This is a genomic window from Streptomyces sp. NBC_00341, assembly GCF_041435055.1.
Lineage (GTDB): Bacteria > Actinomycetota > Actinomycetes > Streptomycetales > Streptomycetaceae > Streptomyces.
Genome location: NZ_CP108002.1, coordinates 7,367,219 through 7,377,610, shown reverse-complemented (window position 1 = coordinate 7,377,610; position 10,392 = coordinate 7,367,219). Strand labels below are relative to the sequence as shown.

Below are 10,392 nucleotides of genomic sequence, written 5' to 3'. Positions count from 1 at the left end.
ACGCTCCCGGCGGGGCAGGGCGCGCTATCGGCCGGCGAGGCGGGTGGTGAGGTCCTCGTCGGTGATCTCGCGGACCACCCGGCAGGGTGTCCCGAGAGCGACCGACATCGGGGGGATGTCGCGGCTGACGACGCTGCCGGCGCCGATGACCGACCCGTATCCGATGCGCACACCCGGCAGGACCACCACGTTGCTGCCGATCCACACCTTGTCCTCGATGACGATCGGTTCGGAGAACCGCGCGAAGTCGACCCGGCGGGCGGGATGCACCGGGTGTCCCGTCGTGGCCAGTGTCACGCCGGGCGCGATCATGACGCCGTCGCCTATGCGGATGTCCACGTCGTCGACGAACGTCAGATTCACGTTCCCGAAGAAGTCGTCCCCGATGTGGACGTTGCTGCCGAACGCCGCGTGGAACGGCGGCAGCAGCACCGTACGTTCTCCGACCGAGCCGAGAATCCCGACCAGCAGCGACCGGAGTCTCGCCGCCTCGCGCGGGGGCGTGTGGTTGTAGTCGAAGATCTGCTCCGTCCGGCGCTCGGAGTTCAGGCAAGCCGCTTCCGACTCGGTGTAGATGAGCCCTTGGGCGATCCGGGCGAGCACTTCGTCCTCATGCACATGCGTCACAGCGGGACGTTCCCTTCATCCATCTGTTCCAGTACTGCGGCCTGCTTGGCGTACTCCTGGGCGATCGCCCTGTTCGGGGCGATCGACTCCGCCGTCCGGTATACCCCGGCCGCCTCACGCGCGCGGCCGAGCCGGCGCAGCGCGTCCGCGCGGACCGCGGGCACGGCGTGGTTCCCGGCCAGCTTCTTGGACGTGCCGAGAGCGTCCACGGCATCCAGCTGTGCCTGAGGACCCTCGTGCATCCCTACCGCGACAGCGCGGTTGAGTTCGACCACCGGGTTCGCACGCAGGGCGAGGAGCCGGTCGTACCACGTCACGATCGCCGCCCAGTCGGTCGCCGCCGCGCTCGGAGCGAGGGCGTGCTGCGCGGCGATGGCCGCCTGGAGGGCGTAGGGGCCGCCCGCCCCGACGGCCTCGCGGGCGAGGGCCACGCCCTCCGCGACGAGTGCGTGGTCCCACCGCGTGCGGTCCTGCCGGTCCAGCGTGACCAGCCCACCCTCGGCGTCGAGCCGGGCGGCGCGCCTCGAATGCTGGAGCAGCAGCAGGGCGAGCAGCCCCCGTGCCTCCGGCTCGTCCGGTGCCTCGGCGGCGACGAGCCTGGCGAGGCGGACGGCCTCCTCCGCGAGGCTGTCGCGCTGTGTGTTGCCGTCACTCGGTGCGTAACCCTCGGTGAACATCAGGTAGATGACGGCGAGTACGCCGCCCAGCCGTTCGGCGCGTGCGCCGGGCGGCGGCACCCGGTACGGGATGCCTGCCGCCGCGATCTTGCGTTTCGCCCGCAGGATCCGTTGCGACACGGTGTCCTCGCCCACCAGGAACGCGCGGGCGATCTCCCGCGTGGTCAGGCCGCTGACCGCCCGCAGGGTCAGCGCGACCCTGGATTCCAGGGGGAGCGCCGGGTGGCAGCAGGTGAACACCAGCCGCAGCCGCTCGTCCCCGGGCGGCTGCGGTTCACGGTCCGCCTTGAGCGCGGCGGCCTCGGCCAGCTTGCCGCGCTCGGTCGTCCCGCGACGCAGTACGTCGAAGGCGCGGTGCCGCGCGGCGGTCACCAGCCATGCCCCCGGCTTCTGCGGCACCCCTTCCCGCTCCCAGGCCGGCAGGGCGCGGGCGAACGCCTCCTGTGCGCAGTCCTCGGCCAGCTCCCAGTCGCCGGTCAGGCGCACGATCGTGCCGAACACGGCGCCCCACTCGCCCCGGTACGCCTCCGCGAGCGCCGCCCGCACCTGTGCCGGCCCGATGTTCACGAGAAGTCGCCCCAGAACTCGCGCAGTTCGACGCTTCCGGACCGCGCCATGGGACAGCGGGCGAGGTAGCGGATCGCTTCCTCCCAGTCGCCGTCCACGAACACGATCCCGGACACCCGTTCCGGCCCGTCCGTGTACGCGCCGTCGGTGATCAGCAACTCCCCTTCGCGGCGGCGTACGAGGGTGGCGTCCTGGACGGGACGCAGGTGCTCACCGGCCAGGTAGCGGCCGGAGGCGAGGCCGTCGCGGACCCAGTCGGCCACCGCGGCGGGCTCGGGGGTGAAGGCGGGCGCTTCCGGGTCCGTCCGCAGGATCGCGAGGAAGCGGGAGGCGGGCGCGTCGCCCTCGTGCGGGACGTTTCCGGTGCCGGGTCCGAGATCGAGCGGTTCGACCGGCCGGACCTCGATGCGTCCTGCGGTGGCCATCGGGTGCGAGGCGGCGACCTCGATCGCCTCGTCGAGGTCGGCGGCCTCCACGAGGTCGTACCCGGCGATCCACTCGGCCGTCTCGGCGAACGGGCCGTCGGTGACCAGGACCCGGTCCCCGCGCACGCGGACCGTCCTGGTCTCGTCGGCCGGCTTGAGCGGCATCCCCTCCACACGGACGCCTCGGTCGTTCCACTTCTCGACCCACGCCTGCACGTTCTCGTCGGCCGGCTCCCCTGCCGGGTCCGTGGCGATGAACAACACGTACTTCATGACCGTTCTCCTTTCGGACGCTTCATGAGGACGACGAACGGCCTTCGCGGAATCCGACAACGCGGCGCGGATTTCTTTTCCGGTTCACCCCTGCTCCCCCGCCAGGGCTTTGATGATCCGCTGTGTCGGCGTGAGCGATGAGTTCGGGCAGTGGATCGAGTCTGCCCTGGTATGACTCGTATCAGCGTCGACACCTCCGCCTCCGTCTCTCCCGACACCTCCGCCGCAGAGCGGCCCGACCCTGTCAGCACGCAGGAGATCTCCTTGGGAATCGAGTCGTTCGGTGACGACGACGCACCACTCGTCCTGCTCGTGGGCGGGACGACCATGCTCTCCTGGCCCGACGCGCTGTGCGAGCGCCTCGCCGGGGGCGGGCGCCGTGTGGTGCGCTACGACCTGCGCGACAGCGGGGAGTCGACGACGACGGACCCGCAGGCGCCCGCCTACACCCTGCGCGACCTCGCCGCCGACGCGGCGGCCCTTGCCGAAGCGCTCGGCGGGCGGCCCGCGCACCTCGCGGGGATCGGCGTCGGCGGGATGGTCGCCCAGGTGGCCGTGCTCGACCACCCGGGCACGTTCTCCGCGCTCACCCTGGCCGGCACCCGCCCGGTCGCCCCCGGCCCGCCCGACAAGGACCTCCCCGACCACGACCGGGCGACGATGAGCCGGCTGTTCGCGCGCCGGATGCCCGACTGGGCCGACCGCGAGGCGGTGGCGGAGTTCGCCGCCGACGGCGCGGAGATCCGCGGCGACGACCCCGCCGCCGCACGCGCGGTCGCCGGGCGCGTCTGGGACCGCACACCCTCCTCAGCGCCGCCGGTCCACCTGGCCAACCAACTGGGCATGGTGTTCTCCAAGCTCGACTGCACACCCCGTTGGCGCGAGCGTCTGCCCGGGATCGCGGTCCCCGCACTCGTCGTCCACGGCCGCCGCGACCCGTTCTTCCCCGTCGGCAACGGCGAGGCGATCGCGCGCGAGATCCCCGGGGCACGGCTGCTCGTCCTCGACGGGGCGGCCACCGCGATCCCCGACGCGGCCGTCGACGAGGTCGCGGAGGCGATGCTCACGCTCGGACAGATCGAATAGACCGAATAGACCGGACAGAGGAGGGCGGGCGCCGCGGGCAGGCGGAGGTCAGCGCAGTCCGGCGAAGAGATCGTTCTCGGGCAGGGCCGCACCCGTCGCGTCCTTGACGCGCACGAAGGTCTCCAGGCCCATGAACTCGCCGAACCTCTCCTTGCCCATCTTGAGGAAGAAGATGTTCTCGCCCTGGCTGGCGTGCGCGGCCAGCGCGTCGAACTTCTGACCGCTGAACGCGGTGGTGTCCACCCATGTGGTGATCTCGTCGTCGGGGAGGCCGATCTCGGCCATCGCGGCGGCCTCTGCGGGGTCCGGCTCGGGCATGTCCTCGTGGAACTCGCGCATGGTCTCCCCGAACCGCTGCATCATCGAGCGGGGCATCGTCGTCCAGTACACCTTCGGGGTCAGCGAGGTCATCTCCAGCGCCGCCATCGTGATGCGGTGCGCCTGGATGTGGTCGGGGTGGCCGTAGAAGCCGTTCTCGTCGTACGTGACGACCACATCGGGCCGGTAGTGCCGCATGAGTTCCGCGAGCCGGGCGGCGCCCTCCTCGACGGGGGTCTGCCAGAAGGATCCGGGGGCTTCGTTGCTCGGCCAGCCGATCATCCCGGAGTCCGCGTAGTCCAGCATCTCCAGGTCGCTGATCTTCAGGACCTCGCAGCTCGCCTCGAGCTCCTTGCGGCGCATCGAGGCGACGGCCGCCGGATCGTGCCCGGGGCCACCCGGCTTGACACCCCCCGGTCCGTCACCGCAACCGCCGTCGGTACAGGTCACGAGAACCGTGCGGATGCCTTCCGCCGCGTAGCGCGCGAGGATTCCGCCGGTTCCGGTGGCCTCGTCATCGGGGTGGGCGTGCACTGCCATGAGGGTCAACGGCCGGTCGGTCATGAAAAAGTCCTCCTGCGGAATGCTTCTGGTACGAGTGCGCGGCGGGCGTACCGCGATCCAGGGGGCCGCCACCCGGCGGGCGGTCGACACTGCGGTCGCCGCGAATCCCCGCCCGTACGGCGCCGGTCCCCCGGTTGATGCAACCGCACCGGCCGGACCGTCTGTTCCCGGCGGCAGCCGATCGGCCTTCGAGGCCTGTCGTCCTACACCTACCGGCCGACGTCACGCGCCACGAAGCGGAGGACGGCTGCACGCGGCAGCGGCTCTCCGACGGGGACACCGGACCCGCTCAGCGGCGCCGCGCATCTGTGTGATCAACGTTTGAAAGCGCCGACACGGTAAAGACGGTCCTTGACAGCGACTTTATACGACGAGGTAGGAGAGGCATTATGGGCATCATTGCTTGGATCATCATCGGCTTGCTCGCGGGCCTCATCGCCAAGGCCCTGATGCCGGGCAAGGACCCGGGCGGCATCATCATCACGATGCTCATCGGTATCGCGGGCGGTCTGCTCGGCGGCTGGCTCGGCAAGGTCATCTTCGGCGTCGACTCCATCGACGGGTTCTTCGACCTCTCCACCTGGATCGCGGCCATCGTCGGCTCGCTCATTCTCCTCGTGCTGTACCGCGTCTTCACCGGCAACCGCCGCCACGCCTGACCCCGTACGAACGTCACCGAGAATCGGCTCCGCCCTCCCCGGGCGGAGCCGTTTCGCGCTCATGGCGGCAGCGGAGCCGCCCACTCACCGGCGGGCGGGCCGTCGATGTTCCAGCCGTACCGGCGTACGCGGGCAACGGTGGCCTCTTCTCCCGGAGGGGAGGGACGGGCCAGCACGAGCGGGCCGGTCCGGGCGCCCCAGTACCTGCCGTGCAGAACGAGTGCCTCCTGGTCCCGGCCCGCCGCGTACACGGCTTCGGCCGCGCTCTTCAGAGCCCGGATCTCGCCCCGCCGCCAGGCCTTCTCGTACCAGGTCAATGCCTCACCGAAGCTGCGCGCGGCGGTCAGGGTGTCGGCGAACCATCGTTGGGCCTGTGCGTCCTCTGCCTCCAGCGGAAGGTCGACCACCTTGAACAACAAGTCACCGAGCTCCGCGACCAGCTCTCCGAACGCGAAGAAGACCTCCAGGCATCCCGAGCCACGAACCGCGAGTTGATGACCCAGCTCAACAGCGCCCCTCACCGCCCCCGCTGAGCTGGGAACCCAGATACCAACCGCTGGTCGATGGATCGCAGCCTTCACTTCGGGGTGCGAGCAGGTCGGTTCCGCCCGGCGGTCAGGCGGGAACGCCGGCCCGGTCCAGGACGGCGGCCATCTCGTCCTCGGGGAGCGCCGGGTTGGCACCCGCGCTGGAGGCCAGTTCGCGGACCAGGAGGGCCGCGCGGAGCCGGTGGAGCGGGAGGCGCGGGTCGCGGGCCGCCGCCTGACGCGTCCAGACGACGGGGTCGTGGCTGAGCCGTTCGATCAGCTCCGGCGTGGCGGCCGGATCCCGTACGGCCAGCCGGCGGTAGTTCCCGTCGGGGTGGTTCGCGTAGCGGGTGGCCAGGCCCTCGCGGGGGAACCGAGGGTGCGTCTCCGCCATCCAGGCGGAGAACGTCCCGCCCAGCCGCGCGAACACCCGCATCAGGACCTCCTCCGGAGTGTCGGGGTGGTGAATGCCCAGGAGGTTCTCCACCACTGGGTCCTCGACGCGTGCGAGCAGGCTCAGCAGGTCGGGCGTCAGATGGGGGCTTCGGGCGGCGGCGCGCTGGAGCAGCGGGTGAGCGGAGGTCGCGGCCCGGCGGATTACCTCGGGGGCGGCGAGCCCGTCGCATACCCACCGCACGCCGTCGCCCCTGTCGAGGTCCCCGACCGTGAAGTCGATGGCCATGCGCCGTGTCTCATCCAGCTCGGGCCGCAGGGAGACGGCGAGCCGTACGGCTTCGTCGGGGTCCACGGCGAGCCGCTCTACGAGGTCGGCGGGCAGCGACGGGTTCTCGGCGAGGGAGGCCAGGTGCGTCCGCTCGGCGACGCACCGCTCGGCGCCGGCACGGTCAAGGAGCCCGCGGCGCAGCGCCTCGGCGGCGGACTTCGGGTCGCGGAGGAGGTCGGCGGTCACGCGGGCGTCCCGCCGGCACTCCTGCAGCCCGGCGGCCCGCCGCACCTCGGGGTCGGGGTCGGCCAGCAATGCCGACCGCTCGCCCGCCGACAGGGCCTCCCATGCACGCACCGCTTCCCGGCGCGCTGCCGCACGGTGATGAGTGGCCGTCGATGCCACGAACGATGGCGCCAGATGGGGCGACTCCAGCAGGGCCGCGCGTACGGAATGATCGGGGTCGTCGAGCAGGCGGGCGCACACGGCATCCGGGAGCGGCGCGATCTTTGCGCGCGGACCGTACACCTCGGGTCCATGTGCGAGAGCTGCCCGCACCTTGGGAGAAGGGTCGTCCGCGAGCGGAGCCCGCTGTGCGGGCTCCGCCCTGGCACTCATGGCGAAATCGATCCGGGCTCCCGGGTTCGGATGGGTCAGGATCAGCGCGACGGCCGACTCGGGGAGTCCGGCCCGGTGAAGAACGTCACGGGGCGGACGGTCACCGTCTGCCCCGACGGCGAGCAGGCGCAGCAGCAGCGGCGTCGGCAGCGCCGGACTTCGGGCCACTCCGTCCAGCGCGGATGCGTGGAACGCCACCATGATTCCTCTACCCCCTGTGTCTTCCCCGATCGGTCCGCGCCCATGATCTCGTATGCCATGCACGACATCTGTCGACCACCGTTGCACCGGTCCTTGAGACTTTGACCAGCACAGATGCCTACCGAGGGGAGGCTCCTGGGTCACCAGCCCAACAGAAGAGACGTGTCCCGGGCATGCACCCCAGCCCCGCCGCGGGCTCACGCCGTCGGCGGCCTGGGCCGCCGACGGCGCCGCCTTCCCCTCGGCCTGCTGGGCGGTCTGCCCGATCACGTGGTCCGCGAGGTTGTGACCGACGGAGAGAACCGCCAACACCGCCCCGAAGGTCGCCAGGGTCGCGATCTGCGCAATGGAGGTCATCGGGCACCTCCTGCCGCCGCCAGGAGACCGTGGTCCAGAATCAACGCATGGACGTCCCCGAGCTGCTGGAAGCCGCCTCCCTGCTGGTCCCCACAGAGATCGCCACCGAGAACGACATCACGATCAACGACGTCTGGGACTACCTCGCCCACGACGAGTGGGAGGTGGCCCTCGGACTCCTGGAGGAACTGGCCGACGTCCACCCGCTTCCGCTCGAATTCTGGGAGGGCCTCGCCACGGCCGCCGGGCAGATGCGGCTGGAGAGAAGCGCGGCCTGGTGCCAGTGGCGCTGCTACGAATCCCGAAACGGGATCGTCCGCGCCGATCTCACGCTTCGGCCGGCCGGCGAGAGCCGACGGCAGACTCCGTTCTCCGGAGCCGGTGTTCTGCGGCCGATGTGGAGCATCGGAAATCGAACACCAACCGGTGAGGAAGCCGTCAACATCGCACGCCTGTGGGTCGAGTTCACCCCCGCCCTGGGGCCCGGCGAGCGTTCCTCGGTGCGACTTGCCCCCCTCGACCCCTCTCAGTGGCGACACCTCCAGCCCGGCCAAACGATCACGATGCACGAAGACCGGACCATCGGTGGCACGGCTGTCGTCCTGGAAGTCCAGGGGCCTACGGCCACGCCCGCCCCATAAATCCTGCCGCCCCTGGCTCCTGCCGTTGGCGCAGAGAGGATGGCTTCAGCCGCCCTGCCTCAACCACCCTGCCTGAACGACTCCGAGAGGCCATCATCGTGCCCACGCCCGCCGACTACCTCGCACTGGCGCATACGGAGAGAGACAGCCTGGTCCTGAGGCGTCTCGTGAAATGCCCGTACCCGTTCGTCCGGCAGGCTCTGGCCGTCAATCCCCATACCCCGCCCGAAGCTCTTCAGGAACTGAGCAGGACCCGCGACAGCGTCTGGAACGACAACCGGCTCCTCCATCTGCTGGCAGAGCATCCCCGTTCGGATCTCGTCGTCCTCCGAGCGGTTCTCGAAGCCGTCGCGGCGAGGCTCGACGAGGGTGAGCGACCGTACGCCGCCGTACTCGCCCTCGCCGGCCGGTTCGAGCTCGACGCGGATGAGGTGCGAAGGCTCGGCACCCTTCGGGGCGCCTCCGCCCGTCTGCGCCACCTGCTCGATCGGCGGCTGATCGTCCGCATCGAAGCCGTCTCCTGCGGTCAGGGGTGACGCCGGTGAGCACGGCATAGCCGCGAACCTCGTCGTCACCTGGTGAAGACGAGGCTGACGTTGTGTCCGCCGAACCCGAACGAGTTGGCCAGCGCGGCGGACCACTGCCCGGTGCGCGGCTCACCGCGCACCACGTCCAGTTCCACGCGGGGGTCGAGTTCGTCGAGGTTGCGCGTGGCCGGCACAGTGCCGTCCCTGAGCGCGAACAGAGCGGCGATGGCACCCACCGTTCCGGACGCGCCGATCATGTGACCGGTCATCGACTTCGTCGCCGTCACCGCGGCGTGACCGCCGATCACCAGGTTGATCGCCTCGGCCTCCGCGAGATCGCCGGACTCCGTCGAGGTGGCATGGGCGTGCACGACTCCGATGTCCGCCGGGACCAGGCCGGCGTCGCGCAGCGCCAGTCTCATGGCGGAGGCCTGGCCTTCCGCGTCCGACGCCGTGATGTGGCCCGCGCTCGAACCCACGGCGCTGCCGGCCAGCGTGCCGTAGACGCGTGCTCCACGGGCGCGGGCGGACTCGGCGCGTTCGAGCACCATCATCCCCGCGCCCTCGGCCATGACGAACCCGGACCGCTTGACGTCGAAGGGGCGGGACACCGTCTCCGGGTCCGCGGACCAGGTCGACAGGGCCTTCATCTGGGCGAACGCCGCGATGGTGAAGGGGTGCAGGCACGCCTCCACCCCACCTGCGACAACCACGTCGGCCCGGCCGCTGCGGATCAGGTCCTGCCCCAGGGCCAGGGCCTCGGCCCCGGACGCGCAGGCGCTCACCGGAGTCCTGGCGCCTCCCTTCGCGCCCAGGTCCATGCTCACCCACGCGGCCGGCCCGTTGGGCATCAGCATGGGGACCGCGAACGGCGACAGCCGGCGGATCCCGCCGCGTTCGAAGACGTCGTCCTGCCCCAGTGTGCTGAGTACACCACCGGTCCCGGTGCCGATGACGACGGCGAATCGTTCCGGCTCGACCTGCGGAGCCCCGGCGTCCTGCCAGGCCTCGCGCGCACCGAGGACGGCGATCTGCTCACCTCGGTCCAGCTTCCTTGCCTCGGCCCTCGGAAGCAGGGAGGCAGGGTCCACCGTGAGCCCGGCCGCCACGTGCACGGGCAGCTCCTCGGCCCATTCCTCCGCCAGGAGACGCACCCCGGACGTACCGGCCAGCATCCCGGACCAAGTCGACGGCGCGTCGGCTCCCAGTGGCGTCATCGCGCCGACGCCCGTCACCAGCACACGACTGTCATGGGTCATACAAGCCTCCTTGAACTGTATGAATGCTACAGAGCACCTGACCTGCCCTCATGGCGATCATTCCAGCGTTCAGAAGGGAAATCAGGGCAGGAGTCGACCGATCCGGAAGTGGGAAATTGTTCTGTCCCAACAATTCAGCCCGAACCGGGCGGGACGTCGGCGGCAGCTCTGCGAAGTGAGCTCCAGTTGCTGTCGGCACTGAACCGCCGCACCGCGCAACGGGACCTGCACCCGCACTCCGGCGCCTCGGGCTCGCTCCGCGCCAGAACATGGCCAGATCCCGCCGGGGCCAGGGCAAACATCACGCGGCCGCGATCATCGGATCGAGTTAATATCGGCGGATTTCCTTGGTCCGGGCGGCGGAGCGGCCATTACTGTTCCCCTGGATCTGGACGGATTCAC

The 10,392-nt window shown here is 70.7% G+C and carries 11 protein-coding genes; 4 read left to right on the top strand and 7 right to left on the bottom strand.

Going from position 1 to position 10,392, the window contains the following annotated elements; genetic code table 11:
• Positions 1-24: 24 nt before the first annotated feature.
• The 3 genes from OG892_RS33205 to OG892_RS33195 are packed head-to-tail and all read right to left on the bottom strand — an operon-like array spanning position 25 to position 2,569.
• Positions 25-627 (bottom strand): sugar O-acetyltransferase, encoded by a 603-nt coding sequence (locus OG892_RS33205; RefSeq protein WP_371631006.1) that lies wholly within the window; start codon positions 625-627, stop codon positions 25-27.
• Positions 624-1,871 carry an RNA polymerase sigma factor gene (locus OG892_RS33200; protein WP_371631005.1) on the bottom strand — a complete coding sequence of 416 codons (1,248 nt, stop codon included), beginning with the start codon at positions 1,869-1,871 and terminating at the stop codon, positions 624-626. The genes OG892_RS33205 and OG892_RS33200 overlap by 4 nt, the downstream gene beginning before the upstream one ends.
• Entirely contained in the window at positions 1,868-2,569 is a 702-nt protein-coding gene (locus OG892_RS33195) for a YciI family protein (RefSeq protein ID WP_073735116.1), read from the bottom strand. The genes OG892_RS33200 and OG892_RS33195 overlap by 4 nt, the downstream gene beginning before the upstream one ends.
• A gap of 171 nt (positions 2,570-2,740) precedes the next feature.
• Here OG892_RS33195 and OG892_RS33190 point away from each other — a divergent pair, with 171 nt between their 5' ends.
• On the top strand, positions 2,741-3,655 hold the full coding sequence (locus OG892_RS33190; protein WP_371631004.1) for an alpha/beta fold hydrolase: 915 nt from the start codon (positions 2,741-2,743) through the stop codon (positions 3,653-3,655).
• Between the two features lie 48 nt (positions 3,656-3,703).
• Here OG892_RS33190 and OG892_RS33185 read toward each other — a convergent pair whose 3' ends face one another.
• A complete protein-coding gene (locus OG892_RS33185; RefSeq protein WP_371631003.1) occupies positions 3,704-4,537 on the bottom strand; it encodes a PIG-L family deacetylase in 834 nt (277 codons plus the stop codon).
• 389 nt (positions 4,538-4,926) lie between these two features.
• On the opposite strand from OG892_RS33185, the gene OG892_RS33180 reads away from it, so the two are divergent.
• Complete coding sequence (locus OG892_RS33180) at positions 4,927-5,196, top strand: GlsB/YeaQ/YmgE family stress response membrane protein (protein ID WP_073735114.1); 270 nt, start codon at positions 4,927-4,929, stop codon at positions 5,194-5,196.
• Between the two features lie 59 nt (positions 5,197-5,255).
• On the opposite strand, the gene OG892_RS33175 is transcribed toward OG892_RS33180, so the two are convergent.
• Together OG892_RS33175 and OG892_RS33170 are read right to left on the bottom strand one after the other, a co-directional pair.
• On the bottom strand, positions 5,256-5,717 hold the full coding sequence (locus OG892_RS33175) for a hypothetical protein (RefSeq protein ID WP_371631002.1): 462 nt from the start codon (positions 5,715-5,717) through the stop codon (positions 5,256-5,258).
• Between the two features lie 94 nt (positions 5,718-5,811).
• Positions 5,812-7,206 carry a Mucin-2 gene (locus OG892_RS33170; RefSeq protein WP_371631001.1) on the bottom strand — a complete coding sequence of 465 codons (1,395 nt, stop codon included), beginning with the start codon at positions 7,204-7,206 and terminating at the stop codon, positions 5,812-5,814.
• A gap of 404 nt (positions 7,207-7,610) precedes the next feature.
• Here OG892_RS33170 and OG892_RS33165 point away from each other — a divergent pair, with 404 nt between their 5' ends.
• Together OG892_RS33165 and OG892_RS33160 are read left to right on the top strand one after the other, a co-directional pair.
• Complete coding sequence (locus tag OG892_RS33165) at positions 7,611-8,204, top strand: hypothetical protein (protein WP_328864807.1); 594 nt, start codon at positions 7,611-7,613, stop codon at positions 8,202-8,204.
• Positions 8,205-8,302: 98 nt separating this feature from the next.
• Positions 8,303-8,740, top strand: a complete 438-nt coding sequence (locus OG892_RS33160; RefSeq protein WP_371631000.1) for a hypothetical protein — start codon at positions 8,303-8,305, stop codon at positions 8,738-8,740.
• A gap of 35 nt (positions 8,741-8,775) precedes the next feature.
• Here the strand turns inward: OG892_RS33160 and OG892_RS33155 are convergent, their stop codons facing one another.
• Positions 8,776-9,990, bottom strand: coding sequence for a beta-ketoacyl synthase (locus OG892_RS33155; protein WP_371630999.1), 1,215 nt, complete (start codon positions 9,988-9,990; stop codon positions 8,776-8,778).
• Between the last annotated feature and the right edge of the window lie 402 nt (positions 9,991-10,392).